Raw genomic sequence first — 19,729 nt, forward strand, 5'->3', positions numbered from 1 at the left:
TATTCTAACACTTTTATATGAATAATAACATAGGATATTTTCCCTCTTCCAAATTAAAACAATATTTTTAGGTAAGCATATTTTAATTAAAGTCAACTTTTAATAAAGGAAGTAATTATTAGAAATTTAATATTTTTTAATTCATAAAAGGCCTTTATACATGAAAAATATGAGTTTTTTCAATTTTGACAATAAAATTTTGTCGTTTTATAATTGTATAGTTAATGTTTAACAAAAATTTAATTAAAATTTAATAAAGGAGATGATTAGGTGAATAATGCTAATGAAAACTCTAAAAACACTGAAGATTTAGTTTATAAAAACAGATGGTTTATATTAGCAGTATTAGTAATGCAACCATTCATGGCATGTTTAGACAGTAGCATAGTTAATGTAGCCCTTCCAATTCTTCAAAAAGAACTTGGTGCAACTATGGCTGGAACTGAATGGATTGTAAGTTCATATTTAATAATAATTTCTGCATCAATTTTAATCTTTGGTAGATTAGGAGATATGCATTCAAAAAGTTCAGTATTTATAAAAGGGATTTTAATATTTGTTCTTGGATCTTTCCTTTGCGGAATATCCCCATCACTTCCTATTCTAGTATTATCTAGAGTTGTGCAAGCTATTGGTGCCGCTATGTTAATGTCCACTAACCAAGGTATTATAACAGATGTTTTCCCTCCTAAGGAAAGAGGAAAAGCTTTAGGTATCTCTGGTTCCTTTGTTGCCTTAGGTTCTATATTAGGTCCAGCATTAGGTGGATTCATAGTTACATATTTCACTTGGCACTATATTTTCTTAATAAATGTACCTATAGGTATAATTTGCTACATATTCGCTAAAAAATATCTACCAATAAGAATTCCTAAGGAATCTGAGTCAATGGATAAGCCTGGAGCAACAATGTTTTTCATTGCTACAATTCTTATATTTACATCAATATTAATTAGCCAACATTTAGGCTTTACTAGCATATATGTAATCCTAGGATTAATAATTGGACTTATTATTCTTGCTTTATTCTTAATCTATGAAAACAAGATAAAGAATCCTATGCTTCATTTAAGCTTATTTAAAAAGCCAATATTCTCAGTAAGCTTAATATGTGCATTTATTTCCTTTACTGCAATAAATACAATTAATGTTATTCAACCCTTTTACTTAAATGACATTTTAGGCTATAGTCCTGGAAAAATTTCAGTTATAATGACAGCTTATCCAATTGTATTATTTGTTATTGCACCACTTAGTGGAACATTATCAGATAAAATAGGAAGTAAAATACTTACTTTAATAGGATTATTCTTAACAGGAGTTTCAATGATTTTATTATCATCATTAAATAGTAACTCAAGTGAAACATCCATATTCCTTATGTTATCTTTATTAGGTTTTTCAAATGGATTATTCCAATCTCCAAATACAAACCTTATAATGTCCTCTGTTCCTAAGGATAAGCTTGGAATAGCAGGAGGTACTAATGCCTTAATAAGGAATTTAGGTCTTGCCTTTGGAGTATCAGCTTCAACCTCTATTTTATATGCAAAAATGAGTAAGTTAGCTGGATTTAGAGTTTTAGGATCTGTTCCTAATAGACCTGATATATTTATTTCTGGAATGAGATTTGTATATATTTTAGTTGCTATTTCATGTTTTATATGCCTTATAATTTCTATAGCTGAATATATTCAATCTAAAAAAAATAACAAATAACAAAATAAAAGGTGCTGTATCAAAGATTTTATTAAAATCTACTTTGATACAGCACCTTTTTAATTATTACTTTCTTGTATGCTCATTATTCCTTGAGGATTGTTACCAACCTCTAATCTTGCTAAATTGTCAGGATTACTAAAATAAATATTGCCTCCTACAAATACTAAAAGTGCTAAAATTACCACTAATAAAATGTTTTTACTTCTAAAACTCTTCTTCATTAATTCCACCCTCTTAATAAAAATAATAATCTAAGTTAAATATGGTAAGAATAAAGTTCCTAAACCTAAGAAGAAGAAAAATCCACATACATCAGTTACTGTTGTAACAAACACGGCAGAAGCTAAAGCTGGATCTATTTTTAATTTCTTTAAAACAACTGGTACTAAATATCCTGCAAAGGTAGCAGCAGTCATATTTAATATCATAGCTAATCCTATTACTATTCCAATTGCAGGTTTTCCTGACCATAAAACAGCAACTATTGCAGTTACTAATCCAGTGGCAGCCCCTGTTAAAATACCAACTCCAATTTCCTTAAAGAAAATTCTCTTTGCATTTTTAAAAGTTAATTCTCCTAAGGCTATACCTCTTACTATAATTGTTAAGGTTTGAGTTCCTCCATTTCCACCCATACCTGCAACAATAGGCATAAATGTAGCTAAAATTACAACCTTGCTAATAGTTCCTTCAAAAAGTCCAACAGTGGCAGAAGCTAAGAAAGCAGTTATTAGGTTAACAAATAACCATGGTAATCTACTTTTTACAGATTCTTTTACTGTACTATCAACTTTTTCTTCTCCATCTACACCACCTAGACGGTGTATATCTTCTGTTGTTTCTTCTTTTATAATTTCAATAACATCATCAATTGTTATTATACCTAAAAGCATATCTTTATAATCAACAACTGGTATTGTTAAAAGTCCATATTTATCAAATATATTTGCAACCTCTTCTTGATCCATATCAAAAGGAACACTTATGACGTTTTTATTCACAATCTCTGAAATTTTTTCGTCAAACTTACTTATTACAAGTTCTCTTAAAGAAACTACACCTTGTAATATTCCTAAGTCATCTACAACATATATGTAATAAGCTGATTCAGCCTTTGGAGCTTCTAATTGAAGGTACTCTAAGGTTTCTTTTACACTCATAGTATCCTTTATAGAAATAAACTCTGTGGCCATAACACCACCAGCTGTATCTGGTGCATATGTTAATAATTTTCTTAAATCCTTAGCATCTTGAACTGGCATACTTGAAAGTAATTTGCTAGTTTCTTCACGATTTAAGCTTGCCATAAGGTCTGTAAGTTCATCTGAAGCTATTAAATTTAAAACCTTCTTCTTCTTTTCTTCAGGTAAACTTTTTAATATATTTACCTTGTCATCATCCTTCGCAAAATCTATAATATCTGCAATCATATTTTCTGGAAGTTTTTTTATAAGCTTAATATTTTCCTCATTCTCCTCTAAAAGATCAACTATATCAGCTGGATGTATATCATCTAGAGAATCAAATTTATTACTTGGATATTTAGCTAAAATATCCTTTAGCTTTTCTTTTGTTATTCTTTTATTCATATCATTTCCTCTTTTCCTTAAATAAGAGGAATAATAACTATCTATAGGATAATTTGCTCCTTAAAGGTATATAAATGTACCATTCCTCTTATTTTTAATTTTAATCTTAAGTTCCTACTAGGGGGAACGCTTTCCATTCATACCACCTCCAAAATGCAATAAAAGTTTCAAAATATTATTTCTATATATTATATTAAGTATATTTAAACAATTTGTAAATAAAAATTTTCATTCTTTTTTTATATTTTGTAATATTTCATAAAAACAGCTCATAAATATATAGTAATAAAAATTATAATTTAGTAATTTTTAACCTCACTTTTTCTTATTTTACACAAGCATGTAGTGTCTTCTATGAATATTCTTAAACTATATAACCTGTAATTTGTTTCTTTGTGTTGTGATTCTCCTTTTACATTTTATTCATATAACTACATGCAAAATAAAAAGCAGATTAGTTTTTTCTAATCTGCTTTTCATTTTAATTCTATATTCTAAATTTTAATCATAACTCATGTCTAATTTAAATTAAGCAATTAAAATTTTAATATTTATAAAAGCTAAATTCTCTTATCAAGAAAATATGATTTACAAAAAGCAAAAAATTCTCTTGCATACATAGAAGGTACTAAATACCACTGAGTTTTACTTGTATATAAATAAGCCTTATTATATCCATTTCTTTTAGCTAAAAGATTGCTTCTCATAGCATGAAAATCTGTGGTAACTATTAAAATATCTAAGTCTTTTATAGGCTTTCCACTTAAGTTCTCTATGATCTTCTTAGAATAATTTAGATTTTCGTATGTACTAGTTGCTTTATTTTCAAGTACAATTTTATCCTTTGGCACTCCATTTTCCACTAGATATTTTTCCATTGCATAAGCCTCAGTTATGCTTTCTCCAGGACCTTGTCCACCAGATACTACAATCTCTCCATTAAATCCAGTTTTCTCTAAATATTCTATGGTCTTATCTAATCTGTCTCTTAATGTAGCGGTTAAATTTTCTCCCCTTATTCCAGCCCCTAAAACAACTATATAATCACAAGGTTTTAAGGATTTTTTAGGATAGAAAATTATTGCTCCCTCTACTATTATAAATATACTTATGCATATAAGAGCTAAAATCTTCATAGGCTTGTACACCGTTTTAAACCACTGTAATTTTAAAAGCTTATTTATAAAAAGTGTGTATAATATAATGACTACTCCTAAAATTAAATAAAAAGAGCTAAAGGTTGTTTTTCCACTTAAAGCATTAACTAAGATGTAATATAATATACATATTATTCCTAAAAAAATTGAAATAAACTTAATAACTAAACTCTTCACATATATCTCCTTTCTCCAGTTCTCAATATAAAAATTTTATCAAAACCTTCCAGTAAACTATATACAATAATATTACAAAAGTAAATATAAAAAATTACTAAGTATCCTTCTACTTTTCATAATAAATTACCTTTTAGAAAATATGTTTATATGAACTTTAATTTAAAATAAGAGTAAAATTTCTAAAAGAAATATGTTTAAATTTACTATTATATGAAATACTATTAGTGTTTAGACTTTTTTAATTTAAGGAGATGTATTTATGAGTAGTAGAACTGGAATAGTAAAATGGTTTAATCAAGAGAAAGGCTATGGCTTTATTTCTTGTGATGAAGGTGATGATGTATTTGTACATATCTCACAAGTGAAGGAAAAAGGACCTGAAAAAGATTTACATGAAGGTGAAAGTGTTTCTTTTGATATAAGCGAAGGTGAAAAAGGCCCAATGGCTACTAATGTTCAAAAGTTATAAAAACTAAGGCTTAAATCCCGTTAAGTTAAGAAGAGATTTAAATGTTTTAATAAATATTCCGAGTAAATTCACAATATAATTTATGGTGATTACTCGGAATATTTTTATAGGGTTTATTATAATTTTAATAAAGTTTCTTTTAAAAACTCTTACTAACTTCTTATAGAAAATCCTGTGTTTTCTATGCAGTTTTTAATTTCACCCTCACTTGTATGCTCATTAAACATAACTTCTATACTTCCTCTAGCTACATCTACACATACCTTTTGAACACCATCTAAATTTTCTAAAGCATTTTTAACTTGAGTCTTATTTGTAGAACTTCCTAAGCCATCTACTAAACAATGAATTTTCTCCATACTAATTTCTCCTTTCAAAGTAATGTTCAAAAATAGTATGTGTAATCTAAGCTATTAAAACCGTAGTATTATCTGGTATATTATCATATATCCATTTAGCATTATCTGGATTAAGTCTAATACATCCATGACTTAATGCCTCACCAAGCCTACCATCTTTTATATTCTTTCCAGTCTTATCATATAATATTGAGTGATAATAATAGCCATCCACTATTCTTGTAGCATACTTTACTGAATAATCTGCTCCAGAAAATCCTGCCTTTCTTCCATTAATAAAGAAAATTCCTTTTCTAGTAGGTGTAGAAGGCTTACCTACTGTGCTAATCCATTTATAGCTCCTTATCCACTTATTATTAGACTTCTTATAAACATAAGTATATTTAGTTTTTAAATTAGTTACTAAAAGATAATCAGTGCTACTTTCTAGATTGTTTGAATTAACAAAGGAATCCATATCACTATTAAAATCTGTATAATTTAAAGATTTATATTTTTTTAAAGCATTACTATCCAAATTAAATCACCTAAGGAATATTAATACTACATTATATTCCTTAGGTGACTTTTAATTTCATATATTATTTTTTAATATTAATGCTATTACAAAAATTAAACCTTTTATAAAACTTTAATTATTTTTCAAAGGGATAAACAATTCCCCAGTCTTTTCTAACCTTATTCATAATCTTTGTAACATCATAAGTTAGTTCTATACTATTAGATTCTTTATTTTCCTTTATTCTCTCTTCCATAAAGATAACTTCATAATCTAAGGCCTTTTCCTCTTCTCCACACTCTATAACTTCTACTGCACCATCTAAGTAGTTTATGGTTGCCTTATTAGCTCTTGGGAAATTATCAATTGTTATAAATCCATTGTCACAGGAAACAATTCCTCTCTTAGGCATTTTAGATCTAAAGGCTAGGGATATAGTTGCAATTTCATCTTCCTTTGTCTTTAATATTATTCCAGACTCTTCATCTACACCAGTTTTAGCCTTCTTAACTGTACTTAAGATTTCCTCTGGCATACTAGATAAGAAATATCTTGCAAAGGATAAGGCATAAGTTCCAATATCTAAAAGTGCTCCTCCAGCTAAATCAAGATTAAAGAATCTGTTATTTTCATCATATTCCTTGAAGCTTCCAAAGGAAACTTGAACCATATTCACTTTTCCTAAGTCTTCATTATTTATCTTCTTTATAACCTTTTCATATAAGGGCATATGAAATAAGGTCATTGCTTCTTCTAAAACTAAATTTTTCTCTCTTGCTATTTTTAAGGCTTCTTCTAACTCTCTTTCATTTACAGTTATAGCCTTTTCACATAGAACATGTTTATTATTATTTAAACTTTTTATAATGTACTCATAATGATTACTGTGTGGTGTTGCTATATACACTACATCTATATCCTTGTCTTTTATAATCTCATCATAGCTTCCATAAGCTTTTTTAACATTGTTTTCTCTTGCAAATTTCTCTGCTCTTTCCTTATTTCTAGAAGCTACTGCATAAACCTCTCCATTAACCCTATTTAAAGCCTGTGCAAAGTCTCTAGCTATATTTCCTGGTCCTAATATTCCCCATTTAAGTTTTTTCATATTCTCAGCTCCTCTTTAATATAAAGTATATTATTTAAGCTTATTTTAAACTAATAATCCACTTAAAGCAAAAATTATTTAAAAATTAAAAGGACCTAAAATTGGTCCTTTTGAAATCATATATTTTATTCTTAATTAAATTTTGTATAAATAAAAATCTCACGATACACCCTATTAAAATACAACTTTTTATTTAATTAAGCTTTTTAAGTTTCTTACAACTATACTTTCATCTACATTTCTGTTTCTTGAACAAACTATAGCTGCTTGTATTACCGTTATTAGTATGGATGTATTTCTTCTGTAAGCAATATATTTATACTCCCAATTATGACTAAACTTCTCTTTAAAACGTCTTAATCCTTTAAAGGAGTAAAGTGCTTGTCCATTCTCATAGAATTGAAGGGCTAATTTTTCATTCCAGAAAGCATATTTAGATAAACCAACATTGGCTAAAGGAGCCATTCCCATGTTGAATATTTCATATCCCTTTTCTTTTCCATACTCAATTAAATTTATGAACATAAAGTCCATAACTCCCCTTGGAGTATTTTTGCTAAATCTCATTAAATCCACTGAGAAGCTTTCATCATCATACATATACATTATATTAGCAAAGGCTTTTATTTCTCCCTCTCTATCCTTTAAAATAGCTATAGGAGCTTTATTTAAATAATCTTCATCAAAGAATCCCACTGAAAATCCTTTTTCTTTTCTTCCATCTAACCATTCATCTGATATTTCTCTTAAGGAATCTAAAAATTCCTTTGAAAAAGGTGGTTCAACCATGTGGAAAGTATAACCTTCCTTAGTCACCTTACTTCTTGAAGTTTTTAAACTCTTCATTTTATTTCCTACAACTTTAAATTCTTTTACATCAACCTTAGCTTCTTCTCCAATTTTCATAAAATCATATCCATTAGAGTGAAGGTAACTTATCATTTCATCATTAACCTGGTAAAAAACTGGTGTGTAACCATAATTATCAGCATACTCACAAAACTTTTCTATTTCCCTAAATAGATTTTCATTATTTCCCACAGGATTTCCTAAAACAAAAAGCTTATCTCCATAGACTTCATATTGAATGAAAAGATCCTTATCTTCATTTAAATAAATATACTTGTCCTTTAAAAATACTAAATGTGTTAGAGAATCACCCTTGTATTCTTCTATTATCTTTTCTACATATTCGCTACATTCATCAAAGGTCTTAACAGGAATTTTTCTTCTTATATTTAAAAAGTAAATAGCTACATATATTACAGTTACTAAAGCAAAGGCTATAAATCCAAATTTATACGCCATCTTATAAGGCATTTTACGAACAATTCCTACATATTTAAGATGTGTTCCAAAGGTAATTAAAATAAAGAAATAAATTGAAAAAGATGCAATTAATATCCCTGAATCTATTAAGGTGTTTTTACAACTTACAACAAAACTATCCCTGTAGAACATTCTCTTACTTAAATATAAAAGGTACGCTACAATAATTAAAAATACTAATTCATAAGGATTAATTCCCTTTGTTAAGGATAATATTATTCCTAATATAAATAAAACCATACTTGCTTTGTAAATACTTTTAGCCCTGTATTTTAGCATAAGAGCTGCAAGCATTATTAAAAATCCTAGTACTACGCTCATTCCAATTGATAAGCCTAATACCTGTTTACCTAAAATTTCTTTTAATAATTTTATCTTTAATAAATATTGAGGTGCTATATTTGATAAAACAATAATAGCTCCTGATATAAATACTAAAGAAACTACTATCTTATAAGCCACCTTAGAAACTATTTCATAAGGTAATCCATTAAACTTTTTATTTATTTTACCACCAAAATCATGTACAAAAAGTAATACACCTATAAGAGCTGGAACTATATAGTAACTTATTCTATAAAGTATTATAACTAATAGGGTTTGTTCTATAGGAATACCTAAAACATCCAATCCAGTCATAAAGGTTAAGTCAAAGGTACCAATTCCCCCTGGAATCATACTGATCATTCCTACAACCGCTGCTTCAATATATATTGGTAAGAAAGTTAAAACACTTATTGATGCTCCTGTTATTCTTAAAGTTGCATAAATTAAAATTATTGTTGTAAGCCACTCTAAAAATGATATGAATATAATACCTAAAGTACTGAAAAACTCTAACTTATCCCTTGTTTTGCTATATTTATAAGCTGAGTAAATTATAAAACCTGGTGCATATAAAGCTATTATTCCTATGGCATATTTTATTATACCTAGGTTATTCCATGAAGATATTCTAATCCCCATATATGTACAACAAACTATTGATAAGCCTGTTAAGTTTAAGGCTACTATTTTACCAATTTCTTTTAATAATTTCTTTTTATCATCTACATAGTCACCATAAAAATACTGTTTAAAAGCTAAGGATGTAGCTCCTCCAAATCCAAGTAAACTTGCAATGGAACTTGCTATCCAAGAATACTTATATAACTTTCTATTTTTTAATCTTATTCCAACTTTTCTCTTTAAAATAAAATCGTAGAAAGATAAAGGAATGTAAGAAATTATACCTAATGCTGCAATTATTAATAGGTTTAAAAAGTCTAGTTTATTTCTATAAATAAAGAAATATTCTGAATTGAAATTTTTAAATACTGAAGTAAATTCCCTAACTATAAATAGTATTACTACGGAAACGAATGCTATTTTAAAAAATAATTTTAATTTGTCACTTATCTTTATATTTAACTTCACCTTTTGTCCTCCCCATGTTTAAAATCCAAATTTATTATACACTTTACCTTTCTTCACATCCATTGATTAATATTTCATTTGCATTACAAAAATGTAAGAATTATTTCCCTTGTATAATTTTACTTGTTAAATATTACTTTAATGTTTCACTTTCCTTATTTTTACCTTAAATATAACTAAAAAAGGACGTGTATCAAAATATAACAAATAAAACTTACAAACATTATGAAGAGAATATCTAGATGAGCTTTAGAATTTAAATTATTACGGAGAAGATATTACGTTAAAAAGCTGAGACTGTTAATTTCTTAGGAATACAATCTCACAAAGTTCGATTGCATAAGTTCAAGATTCCAAATTAAAAATTTGGGCTTTCACTTAAGTTTCGAAGCTTTAGTAATATCTTCGTAGTAATGATTATTCAAATGACTCCAATGTAACTAAAGTTCCATTGGATAAGTTCAAGTTTCCAAATTAAAATTTGGACTTTCATTTAAAATCTAGTAATTCTCGGAATATGTTTGTAAGTTTTATAAAAAGTTATTTTGATACAGTCCCTTAATGCTTTTCAAACTTAATCCTCATTATTTTTTCTACTTTTTATTAAGGCTTTGAAATTCATTCCAAACTCATGAATATATAGAATTACCCCTATTGCTGCTGGCAATATAAAATAACTTATCCTATAAAGTATTATTACTAAAAAGGTTTGCTCTATAGGTACTCCTAAGGCTTTAAAGCCATCTATAAAGGTTAAGTCAAAGGTGCCAAGTCCTCCAGGAACCATGCTAACTATTCCAACTGCTGTAGCTCTTACATAGACATAAAAATATTCTGTTAGTTTTATATGAGCTCCTGTAATAGCTAATATTAAATATATAAGGAGCATATTTAAGGTCCATTCCACAAAGGATATGCCTACAACCTTTAAGGTGAATCCCTCTTCGTCCTTTTTCTTCTTATAATTATATAGTGAATTTATAATAACCAAAGGAGCATAGGCAGAAACTCCATATACTACATATTTTATAAGCCCTAAATTTTGTATATCTTTAAATTCTAAGAGAATATAAATTATACATAATACAGACAATCCAGTTAAGTTTAAAAATATGATCTTTCCAATTTCTCTTAATAGCTTCTTTTTATCCTTAACATGACTTCCATAAAAATATTGCTTAAAAGCTAAGGAGGTCGCCCCTCCAAATCCAAGTAAACTTGCAATGGAACTTGCTATCCAAGAATATTTATATAATTTTATATTGTTAATATCTATTCCAACATTCTTTTTCAAAATAAAATCATAAATAGATAAAGGCATATATGCAATAATACCAGCTATGGCAATTAGAGTTAGCTTAAAAAAATGCAATTTATCTCTATACATATTAAAATAGGTCATATTAAATTCCTTAAACATATTTTTAAATCCAAAGGCCACTAAAACTAATACTACTGCTATAAAAGTTATCTTTAAAAAAAGCTTAACTTTATTATTTACTTTAATTTTCAATTTATTTCTCTCCTTTGCATTTATTAACACATCATTAATATTATTTTACATTAATTTAAATAAAATTCAAAATTAAAAGCGATTTAAAAAAATTTTTAAATCGCTTTTATTAATATAAAATTGTAATATGAAAACTCTCTATACTCTCATTCTCTGCCTATAATCGTTTACATCATTAAAAGAATTTTCTATATTTAAAAAGACATTTTTTAACCTTTCTGAGTTTATTACCATATATTTTGATTTATTACTGCTACCTAAAATTGAGTCATTAGGATATTCAACTATGTATTTTTCCTCATCTATACTATTATTATTTATAACTATTACATCATTGTTTTTTAAAAATATATATAATTTCCTATCACTATCAGTTATTGGTGCAAAGTTCTTTTTTTCCGTAACATCACTTTCATTTAAAACACTTACTACCTCTTCAATACTCTTCTTCTCTAAATCCTTAGGTACATTATGGTAATTTTCATTTCTTTCTTTATTCATATAGTATTTCATTGCCACTACTTCACTTTCCTTCACCTTAAAGGAATTATCTTCTTTAATAAAAATAGAAACAAGAACTCCAAGAATAATTATTATAATCACTATAGGGAATATTACCTTTTTCCCCACAAAATTACCCCCTATCTATTTATGTTCACATCTACTTATATAATACAACATTTTTTTACAATTTTAAAGTTAACATGCATAAATGGGTGTATTTTCTTTTCTTAGTAATACAATCTCACAAAGCTCCATTGTATAAGTTTAAAAATCAAAATTAAAACTTTTGACTTTAACTTAACTTTTGAAGCTTTAGTAATATCTTTTAAGTAATGATTATAAATTCTTAGGAAAGTCTATTAATTCTAGAAATATGTTTGTGAGTTTTATTGCTATTGTTTAAATAATCAACTAAGGTTATTTTATTAAAATTATTTGATTCTACATTTTTTAAATTTAAATACATATTATTTAATATTTCACTTTGATCTTCTACTGAAAATAACTTTCCATAATCACTTTCAAAATTAGAATATATATTTTCCTCTAATCTTTCTTTTAAGTTTAAAATTAATTCCCCTATGCTTTTAATATACTCTTCCTTAAATAAATCTAAGGCGTATAAAAGTTCTATTTCCATTTTATTTTCTATATTTTCATGTCCTATGAAATTCTCTATATCAATTAAAATCTTATTTTTTAAAAATCCCTTGTTAAAAGATTCTATAAGCTTAAAAAATCTCTTATTTAAGGAAGTATAATCAACCTTTTCACATTTATATGAAACAGCATTCTCTGATTCTTTTATTCCTAATTTATTTAAACTTTCAAAAAAACTCTCATGGATTGCTTTTTCATATTTTCTATAAATATTAAATATCTCCTCATTTACAGAATTTAATTCTAAAATATCATTTTTTATTATATCTACTAAGTCTAAATTAATATCTTCCTTTGAAGATAATTTTATTTCCTTTAATACTACTTTGCTTTTTAAATTAATATTTTCTTTAATTCTTTTAGAAGAACCTTCTAGGTAAGCTTTTAATTCTTCTAAGAACTTTTCTTTTAAACCCTTACATTGAATTCCAAAATCAACTCTTAACTGATTGTGATATAAATAATCCCTGTTTAACTCTTCATTATACTCTTTAATAGATTCTAATAGCTTGTACTTTAAATTTAATAAAACTTCATCTATTAATTCCTCTTCTAAAGATTTAAAATTCTCTTTTCTTATAGAGTTAATTTTTATATCTATCTCCTTAAATTCTCTTTTTGCTTTCCTTAAAAAAGATTTTATTTTATTATCCTCCCCATTGCTACTTGCACATTTTTCTAAGGATTCTAATTCTATTTTTAAATCCTTTATATATTCTCTTAACTTTAAAGTCATTATTAATAGCTTATTTTCCTTTTCATACCTCTTTATATGCTTATATAGCTTTAAAAACTTCTCATTTAAACTCTGTGAATTATAAAGAACCTTATTTTCCTCTTTTTCTTTAGAAACTTTTACTTCATATTCCTTAACTAACATGGTTTTCTCCTAAAATAAAACTGCTAAAATGCCTACAATTACTATGCTAATTACTAAAAAGTAATATTTTTTATCTAATTCACTTTTTAACTCTTCATGGAAAAATGGTTCCTCAGACCCCTTATTCATATTAGATATTTTTCTATCTAAATTATTAACTCTCTCACCAAGCCTTCTTGTGGCATCTATTACATCAACATTATACTTATCTATGGCACTATTTAATAATTCCATAGAGTTATTCATATTGGTATTTCCCTCTTCTAAAAGATCCTTTATTTCATTAAACTCTAACTTAACATTATAATTTATCTCTTCAAGGCCTTCTCCAATATATTCCTTAAAGCCTAAAAAATTATCTCTAATTTCACTCTTATCAACCTTTAACCTATTTTCTAGTTTATTGACGCAGTTCATAACTCTTAAGCATTCACCTTTTAGCATTTTATCCATCTCTTCTATTTTTTCTATATGCTCCTTAGCTATGCGATTGCTTGTCCTTATCTTTTCACTTAATTCACTGCCTATTCTTTGTAAAGTAGCTATATTTTGAAGCCCTTCTTCTTCTGATAGTTCCCCTATATTTTTATTTATTCCCTCTACTTGCTCCTTTAACCTTTCTATTTCATCATAGGTTTCCTTTGCCTTATCTTTTAAATGGTAAATGTTTTCTTTTGACTTAGTAGATACCTCTTCTATATTGTTTAAAAATTCATTAGCTTTTTTCTCAAAGGCTTCTTCCCCTTGCTGAACCCCTAAATTAAAGTCTGCTATAGCTTCATCTAATATTACCTTTAAATTATTTTGTAAACTTATTAAGTTATTTCTATTTATTGTAGCAGTTTTTTCTGAAGTACTTGTAAGGGTCTTTATTAAATTTTCTTCTGTAAGTTTTAAATCCCTATAAATAGATTTTTCAAAGACTGATTTACTTATTTCTGAAACTAATTCATTAAATTCATCTATTAAGTTATCTTCATTCCTATTCTCCATAACTTCCTCCTACCCCACTACCTAATATGAGTTTATATACCATAAAACTTCATTTATTACTAAATCTCTTCATTAAAAGTCATAAAATTCAAGCTCTCTTTATAATAATTATACTTTATTTACCATATATGTAAATACTTAAATGTGCCTATTTTAAATAATTTACTTTTTATTTATGTATTCCTAACTTTATAAAATTTAATTAAAGAAATAGCCCTATTTTAGGGCTTAATCTAAAATAGGGCAAAAAAATAAGAGGCTTATGAAAACAACTTTTAATAAAACTTACAACATATTCCGAGAATTACTATATTCTTTTCATACTGTTTGTAAGTTTTACTATTAAATTTGATTTAAACCTCTTATTTATATTTATTAGTTTTTATACCTTAGTTATCTGAAAATTTAGCTAAAAGATTTAGTATTTCAGTGTATAACCATATTAAAGTTACCATTAATCCAAAAGCTCCATACCATTCCATGTACTTTGGATATCCATATTGTGAAGCTTTTAGTATGAAATCATAGTCCATTATTAAGCTTGCTGTAGCAATTGCAACAACAAATAGGCTAAATCCTATACCAATTATTCCTGAACCATATATAGGTAAAGTTATTCCAAAGAAACTAAGTACCATTCCTAATAAGTAAATAGCTCCAATTGATATTATGGCTATGAAAACTCCTCTGCTAATTCTTCCAGCTATCTCTGGAGTTCTTCTATATATAAGTACTGTAGCAACTAAGCATATTATTGTTAAAAGCATAGCTGGGAATACTATTCCAGGAAACATACTTTCAAAGTATCTTGATATAGAACCTAAAAGAACACCTTCAAAAGCTGCATAGAAAACTGCTGTAAACTGTGCAATCTTTGGTATGAATGATGTTAATAGTCCTAAAATTAATGATCCTCCTAGTGAAACCACTAAAGCACTTTTATAATTCACATCTGGATTTTGAAAAGCTATCCAACTATAAACAAAAGCAACACCTAAAATAGCTGTCATTATTAATATTTTTACTATAGTTCCTCCAACTGTCATGGTTGTTCCATCACTAACAGCCTTTTCAAACCCAGCTGCTAATGCAGGATTTGATTCTCTTCTCATGTTTCTACCTCCTATACAAATATAAGTAATTTATTATAGTTTAAATTATAAAGTAAAAGTATGTCAATTATGTTTCATTTGTGGCTAGAATGAAAATTAATATTCATTTAATGATTAAATTTAATTTTTATAGTATCTAATTCTTTAAGATTATTATAATCACCTTTCTTTGTTTAATATTAATCCTCATCTAAATCATTCCAACTGTCTAAACAATAACTCCAAAGGTGCTCCTTTACTATATTTCTACTTTTACATTTTGGACATTCTTTATTTTCCTTAAAAAATAAAAGTCTTTTTAAGATTCCTATATTAAAAGTATTCCCACAATTAATACAAATAAAACCATAGGTGCTTAATATCCAAAGTCTAAATAAAAGTATTTCTAAAAATATATAAATTAAAAATAAAATAAACTTAAATAAATTAATAGGTTTTAATACATAAAAAATTATGGCTGTTGAAATTACTATAAGAGTAAAGATTAATAGAGTTAATTTATTTTTTTTAAATTTCATATGAAACTCTTCCTTAAGAATTGCTAAATATTATTTTGCTCTTCTTTTCTTAAATAAGAATCAATGGACTTTGCAGCTTTTTTTCCTGCTCCCATGGCAAGGATAACTGTAGCTGCTCCTGTAACAGCATCTCCTCCTGCATAAATTCCCTTTAAGGAGGTTTTTAAGCTTTCTTCATCTACAAGGAGACATCCTCTCTTATTTGTCTTTAATCCCTTTGTGGCATTGGATATTAAAGGATTAGGAGAAGTTCCTAAGGACATTATTACACTATCTACTTCCATAATAAACTCTGAATTTTCAATTTCAATTGGTCTTCTTCTTCCTGAAGAATCTTCCTCTCCAAGTTTCATTCTTATGCACTTTATACCCTTTACCCAACCCTTTTCATCAGTTAAAATTTCAGTAGGATTAGTTAAAACATCTAAAATAACTCCTTCTTCCTTAGCATGATGAATTTCTTCTAATCTAGCTGGCAGCTCCTTTTCACTTCTTCTATAAATTATGTGAGTTTCTGCTCCTAATCTTAAGGAAGTTCTAGCTGCATCCATGGCAACATTTCCTCCACCAACTACAGCAACCTTTTTTCCTAAATTTAAAGGAGTATGGCTTTCATTTTTAAAAGCCTTCATAAGATTTACCCTAGTTAAAACTTCATTAGCTGAAAAAACTCCATTGGCATTTTCCCCTTTAATCCCCATGAATTTTGGAAGACCTGCTCCAGAACCTATAAAGACAGCCTTAAATCCTTCATTTTCTATTAATTCATCAATGTCCACAGTTTTACCAACTACCACATTGTTTTCTATTTTAACTCCTAGTTTTTTTATTTCCTCTATTTCATATTTAACTACATCCTTCTTTGGCAATCTAAATTCTGGAATTCCATAAACTAAAACCCCTCCAGATTCATGTAATGCTTCAAAAATAGTTACTCTATATCCTAGTTTAGCTAGTTCTCCTGCACAGGTTAAACCAGCAGGGCCACTTCCAATAACAGCTACCTTCTCTAAAATCTTTTCACTCTTTTTTAAAGAGCTTAATTTATTATTTCTTGCAAAGTCTGCTATGAATCTTTCTAATTGACCAATGGCTAATGGCTCTCCTTTTATTCCTAAAACACACTTCCCTTCACATTGAGATTCTTGTGGGCAAACTCTTCCACATACAGCAGGTAAAGCATTATATTTTGATAATTCTTCAAAAGAAGCTGAAAAATCTCCTTTTTTTATGAAAGATATAAAACTTGGTATATTTACAGAAACAGGACAGCCTTCTACACACTTAGGATTTTTACACCCTAAACATCTATTTGCCTCTTCAATAGCCTCTTCTTCTCCATATCCTAGGGAAACCTCCTTAAAGTTTTTACCTCTTTCTATTGGATCTTGCTCCCTAGATTTAACTCTTTTCTTTTTTAAATTACTCATTTTTCAAATCACCTCTACATCCACATCCACCATGACTATGGGTATTTCCCTCTTTAAGTTTTAAAAAGGCCCTTCCCTCTTCTGTTTTGTAGATAGCTTGTCTTCTAATAGATTCATCAAAATCCACTAAATGCCCATTAAATTCTGGTCCATCAACACAAGCAAACTTAACTTCTCCTCCTACTGTAACCCTACAAGCACCACACATTCCAGTTCCATCAACCATTATGGGATTTAAGCTTACAGTGGTAGGAATATTCAATTCCTTTGTAAGAATGCACATAAACTTCATCATTATCATGGGTCCAATTACAATTGCTCTATTATAATTTATGCCCTTATTCTTAACTAGATCTTCTAAAAGTTCAGTTACTCTTCCCTTAAAGCCATAACTTCCATCATCAGTAGCTATATATAGATTTTTAGAAACCTCCCTAAGTTCCTTTTCAAAGATTAATAAATCCTTATTTCTAGCTCCAACTATAACATCTGCTAAAATTCCATGGTTATATAGCCACTTCACTTGAGGATATACAGGTGCAGCTCCAACTCCACCAGCTACAAATAGTATTCTTTCCTTTTTTAACTCCTCTAAATCTTCATATATAAAGTCACTTTTCTTTCCTAATGGGCCAAGAAAATCATGTATATAGTCACCTTCATTATATTTTCCAAGTTCTAAGGTGCTAGCTCCAAGGCCTTGAACAACAATGGTTACACTTTTATCTTCCTTATTATAATCAGCTATGGTTAAAGGAATTCTTTCCCCCTCTTCATCTGTTCTAAGTATTATAAATTGACCTGGCTTAGCCTTATTAGCTACTCTAGGTGCTTCTATCTTCATTAAATAAACAGAGTCATTTAAATATCTTTTTTCTAAAATTTTAAACATCTAACTAAACCTCTCCCAAAAAATATTTTATTCTCCCACCTAAAAAATAGGATTGTATCAAAGAACTCATAAAATTTATAGATTTTATCTTTGAGTTTTAACACAATCCTCTTATCTATACTATATATATATCTGCTTTATATTCTTCCTAAAAAGATAATCTTATCTTCTTTAAAAATCCACATCACTGCCGTAATATGCACAAGTATATAATTTTTCCATAGTTTCATCATCAACTTCCCTTGGATTTGATCCTGTGCATGGATCTAAAACAGCATTATGAGCTATAAATTTAAGATTAGCTTTAAATTCATTCTCATCTATTCCATACTCTTTCATTGATGAAGGTATATTTAGTTCCTTATTAAACTTATTTATTAAATCTACTAAGGCATCTGTTAGCTCTCTTTCACTTTCTCCCTTTAATCCAATATGTCTTGCAATTTGTGCATATCTATCTTCACAAGCCTTTCTATTATATTTAATTACATATGGCAAGAAGATAGCATTAGCACATCCATGTGGTATATGGAATACTGCTCCTACCTTGTGAGCCATAGAATGTACTATTCCTAAAAGGGCATTAGAAAAGGCCATACCTGCTAAACATTGAGCCTCATGCATTTCTCCCCTAGCTTCCATATCTCCCTTAAAGGAATTTACTAAATGCATATTAACCATTTCAATTGCCTTTAAAGCTAAAGGATCTGTAAAGTTTGATCTTAAACTTGCAGTATAAGCCTCAATAGCATGAGTTAAGGCATCCATTCCTGTATGAGCTACTAACTTCTCTGGCATAGTTTCTGCTAAGCTTGGATCTACAATAGCTATATCTGGAGTTATTTCAAAGTCTGCTAAAGGATATTTTATCTTAGCCTTATAATCAGTTATTACTGAAAAGGCAGTTACCTCTGTAGCAGTTCCAGAAGTTGATGGAATAGCTACAAATTTTGCTTTTCTTCTAAGCTTAGGTAATCCAAAAGGAACAATAGCCTTTTCAAAAGTGAAATCCGGATATTCGTAGAAAATCCACATAGCCTTTGCTGCATCAATAGGTGAACCTCCTCCTATGGAAACTATCCAGTCTGGATTAAATTCTTCCATTTCCTTAGCACCCTTCATAACAGTTTCTACTGATGGATCTGGTTCTACTCCCTCAAAAACCTTTGTTTCCATTCCAGCTTCCTTTAAATAACTTAAAACCTTATCTAAAAAGCCAAATCTTTTCATTGATCCGCCACCAATAACTATAAAAGCCTTTTTACCTTCTAAGCCCTTTAATACCTCTAAAGAATCTTTTCCATGATATATGTCCCTTGGTAAAGTAAATCTTGCCATAATAATAATTCCTCCCAAAATAATATATTCTTAACAAAAAACAAAGTAGATTATATAAACT

General features: G+C 28.1%; 18 protein-coding genes. 2 read left to right on the forward strand and 16 right to left on the reverse strand.

Annotation, left to right across the window (positions count from 1 at the left end; genetic code table 11):
- Positions 1–270: 270 nt before the first annotated feature.
- A complete protein-coding gene (locus CPF_RS07050; protein WP_003467196.1) occupies positions 271–1,719 on the forward strand; it encodes an MFS transporter in 1,449 nt (482 codons plus the stop codon).
- Positions 1,720–1,778: 59 nt separating this feature from the next.
- On the opposite strand, the gene CPF_RS15000 is transcribed toward CPF_RS07050, so the two are convergent.
- From CPF_RS15000 to CPF_RS07060, 3 genes are all read right to left on the reverse strand, one after another.
- Positions 1,779–1,943, reverse strand: coding sequence for a hypothetical protein (locus CPF_RS15000; protein WP_003452100.1), 165 nt, complete (start codon positions 1,941–1,943; stop codon positions 1,779–1,781).
- Positions 1,944–1,973: 30 nt separating this feature from the next.
- Positions 1,974–3,311 (reverse strand): magnesium transporter, encoded by a 1,338-nt coding sequence (gene mgtE, locus CPF_RS07055; RefSeq protein WP_003452139.1) that lies wholly within the window; start codon positions 3,309–3,311, stop codon positions 1,974–1,976.
- 560 nt (positions 3,312–3,871) lie between these two features.
- Positions 3,872–4,645, reverse strand: a complete 774-nt coding sequence (locus CPF_RS07060; protein WP_011590709.1) for a YdcF family protein — start codon at positions 4,643–4,645, stop codon at positions 3,872–3,874.
- A gap of 262 nt (positions 4,646–4,907) precedes the next feature.
- On the opposite strand from CPF_RS07060, the gene CPF_RS07065 reads away from it, so the two are divergent.
- Positions 4,908–5,117, forward strand: a complete 210-nt coding sequence (locus CPF_RS07065; protein WP_003452066.1) for a cold-shock protein — start codon at positions 4,908–4,910, stop codon at positions 5,115–5,117.
- Between the two features lie 152 nt (positions 5,118–5,269).
- Here the strand turns inward: CPF_RS07065 and CPF_RS07070 are convergent, their stop codons facing one another.
- From CPF_RS07070 to CPF_RS07130, 13 genes are all read right to left on the reverse strand, one after another.
- The gene (locus tag CPF_RS07070; RefSeq protein ID WP_003467361.1) at positions 5,270–5,476 is read right to left on the reverse strand and encodes a heavy-metal-associated domain-containing protein; all 207 of its coding nucleotides are present in this window, start codon (positions 5,474–5,476) and stop codon (positions 5,270–5,272) included.
- Positions 5,477–5,522: 46 nt separating this feature from the next.
- Complete coding sequence (locus CPF_RS07075) at positions 5,523–5,993, reverse strand: L,D-transpeptidase (RefSeq protein WP_003467334.1); 471 nt, start codon at positions 5,991–5,993, stop codon at positions 5,523–5,525.
- A 118-nt stretch (positions 5,994–6,111) separates the two neighbouring features.
- Positions 6,112–7,083: a Gfo/Idh/MocA family protein gene (locus tag CPF_RS07080; RefSeq protein ID WP_003467193.1), complete on the reverse strand. Its 972-nt coding sequence runs from the start codon at positions 7,081–7,083 to the stop codon at positions 6,112–6,114.
- Positions 7,084–7,272: 189 nt separating this feature from the next.
- Entirely contained in the window at positions 7,273–9,828 is a 2,556-nt protein-coding gene (gene mprF / locus CPF_RS07085) for a bifunctional lysylphosphatidylglycerol flippase/synthetase MprF (RefSeq protein WP_011590710.1), read from the reverse strand.
- A gap of 574 nt (positions 9,829–10,402) precedes the next feature.
- Positions 10,403–11,341 (reverse strand): flippase-like domain-containing protein, encoded by a 939-nt coding sequence (locus tag CPF_RS07090; protein WP_003467356.1) that lies wholly within the window; start codon positions 11,339–11,341, stop codon positions 10,403–10,405.
- Positions 11,342–11,479: 138 nt separating this feature from the next.
- A complete protein-coding gene (locus tag CPF_RS07095) occupies positions 11,480–11,971 on the reverse strand; it encodes a hypothetical protein (RefSeq protein ID WP_003462589.1) in 492 nt (163 codons plus the stop codon).
- Between the two features lie 220 nt (positions 11,972–12,191).
- The gene (locus CPF_RS07100; protein WP_011590712.1) at positions 12,192–13,385 is read right to left on the reverse strand and encodes a hypothetical protein; all 1,194 of its coding nucleotides are present in this window, start codon (positions 13,383–13,385) and stop codon (positions 12,192–12,194) included.
- 9 nt (positions 13,386–13,394) lie between these two features.
- Entirely contained in the window at positions 13,395–14,378 is a 984-nt protein-coding gene (locus tag CPF_RS07105; RefSeq protein WP_011590713.1) for a hypothetical protein, read from the reverse strand.
- A gap of 389 nt (positions 14,379–14,767) precedes the next feature.
- A complete protein-coding gene (locus CPF_RS07110) occupies positions 14,768–15,490 on the reverse strand; it encodes a Bax inhibitor-1/YccA family protein (protein ID WP_003456586.1) in 723 nt (240 codons plus the stop codon).
- A gap of 179 nt (positions 15,491–15,669) precedes the next feature.
- Positions 15,670–16,008: a hypothetical protein gene (locus CPF_RS07115; protein WP_011590714.1), complete on the reverse strand. Its 339-nt coding sequence runs from the start codon at positions 16,006–16,008 to the stop codon at positions 15,670–15,672.
- Positions 16,009–16,031: 23 nt separating this feature from the next.
- Positions 16,032–17,438 carry an NADPH-dependent glutamate synthase gene (gltA, locus tag CPF_RS07120; RefSeq protein ID WP_003456576.1) on the reverse strand — a complete coding sequence of 469 codons (1,407 nt, stop codon included), beginning with the start codon at positions 17,436–17,438 and terminating at the stop codon, positions 16,032–16,034.
- A complete protein-coding gene (locus CPF_RS07125; protein WP_011590715.1) occupies positions 17,431–18,330 on the reverse strand; it encodes a sulfide/dihydroorotate dehydrogenase-like FAD/NAD-binding protein in 900 nt (299 codons plus the stop codon). The genes gltA and CPF_RS07125 overlap by 8 nt, the downstream gene beginning before the upstream one ends.
- 171 nt (positions 18,331–18,501) lie before the next feature.
- Positions 18,502–19,668 (reverse strand): iron-containing alcohol dehydrogenase, encoded by a 1,167-nt coding sequence (locus tag CPF_RS07130; RefSeq protein ID WP_011590716.1) that lies wholly within the window; start codon positions 19,666–19,668, stop codon positions 18,502–18,504.
- Positions 19,669–19,729: the final 61 nt, after the last annotated feature.

It is taken from the genome of Clostridium perfringens ATCC 13124, from assembly GCF_000013285.1.
In the GTDB taxonomy this organism is placed as follows: domain Bacteria; phylum Bacillota; class Clostridia; order Clostridiales; family Clostridiaceae; genus Sarcina; species Sarcina perfringens.

Excerpts from the sequence above, each read along its gene's own strand:
- CPF_RS15000 (WP_003452100.1), bottom strand. The coding sequence starts at position 1,943 with ATGAAGAAGAGTTTTAGAAGTAAAAACATTTTATTAGTGGTAATTTTA.
- mgtE (WP_003452139.1), bottom strand. The coding sequence starts at position 3,311 with ATGAATAAAAGAATAACAAAAGAAAAGCTAAAGGATATTTTAGCTAAA.
- CPF_RS07065 (WP_003452066.1), top strand. The coding sequence starts at position 4,908 with ATGAGTAGTAGAACTGGAATAGTAAAATGGTTTAATCAAGAGAAAGGC.
- CPF_RS07070 (WP_003467361.1), bottom strand. The coding sequence starts at position 5,476 with ATGGAGAAAATTCATTGTTTAGTAGATGGCTTAGGAAGTTCTACAAAT.
- CPF_RS07080 (WP_003467193.1), bottom strand. The coding sequence starts at position 7,083 with ATGAAAAAACTTAAATGGGGAATATTAGGACCAGGAAATATAGCTAGA.
- CPF_RS07100 (WP_011590712.1), bottom strand. The coding sequence starts at position 13,385 with ATGTTAGTTAAGGAATATGAAGTAAAAGTTTCTAAAGAAAAAGAGGAA.
- CPF_RS07105 (WP_011590713.1), bottom strand. The coding sequence starts at position 14,378 with ATGGAGAATAGGAATGAAGATAACTTAATAGATGAATTTAATGAATTA.
- CPF_RS07110 (WP_003456586.1), bottom strand. The coding sequence starts at position 15,490 with ATGAGAAGAGAATCAAATCCTGCATTAGCAGCTGGGTTTGAAAAGGCT.
- CPF_RS07115 (WP_011590714.1), bottom strand. The coding sequence starts at position 16,008 with ATGAAATTTAAAAAAAATAAATTAACTCTATTAATCTTTACTCTTATA.
- gltA (WP_003456576.1), bottom strand. The coding sequence starts at position 17,438 with ATGAGTAATTTAAAAAAGAAAAGAGTTAAATCTAGGGAGCAAGATCCA.
- CPF_RS07125 (WP_011590715.1), bottom strand. The coding sequence starts at position 18,330 with ATGTTTAAAATTTTAGAAAAAAGATATTTAAATGACTCTGTTTATTTA.
- CPF_RS07130 (WP_011590716.1), bottom strand. The coding sequence starts at position 19,668 with ATGGCAAGATTTACTTTACCAAGGGACATATATCATGGAAAAGATTCT.